The 531-nt window shown below is 43.9% G+C and carries 1 protein-coding gene; it reads right to left on the bottom strand.

Annotated elements, in window-relative coordinates:
- Positions 1 to 525 (bottom strand): mechanosensitive ion channel family protein (locus tag R7Z49_RS27335; protein ID WP_318112807.1); only part of this gene is annotated, 525 nt, incomplete at its 3' end.
- Positions 526 to 531 lie beyond the last annotated feature (6 nt).

Below are 531 nucleotides of genomic sequence, written 5' to 3'. Positions count from 1 at the left end.
ATAACGCTTCATGAAGTTGAGGTTTTTAACCGGATAGGTGAAAAACATACTATTAGGCAACGTCGCGGTTTTACCCGTGTAATGGTATTGCCCGTGATGCAAATCGATCTCTTGAATCACTGTCGCCATCATGTTGTGTTCGATCACCTCGCCACACAACTTACCCACTTCAATCCAATCACCCACTCGAAACGAGCGCGAACTCGCACGTTGAATCGAGCCTGTAAAACACAAAATGATTTCTTTCGATGCCACCACAATAGCAACCGCAATCGCTGTAACACTGAGCGCAAACTCACTGATTTCTGATTGCCAGAGGATAAACAGGATCAGCAATGTGAACGCAAACGTACCGTTTTTGGTTCTCGACATCCAACTGCGTTGATCTTCGGTTAAAAAGGCATGATCACCGCGAATCATCGACAAAATTGAACGACGTACCAACCACATAAAAAACAAAATTAATGTGGTAAACAGCATTTTGTGCGTGAGAAGAAAATCGACGACCAACTGCACTTTCTCCATTACCCA

This window comes from Vibrio sp. 1562 (assembly GCF_033340155.1).
GTDB lineage: Bacteria > Pseudomonadota > Gammaproteobacteria > Enterobacterales > Vibrionaceae > Vibrio > Vibrio alginolyticus.
Note: the sequence above shows the minus strand (reverse complement) of the source record. Positions and strands in the feature narration are given on the sequence as shown.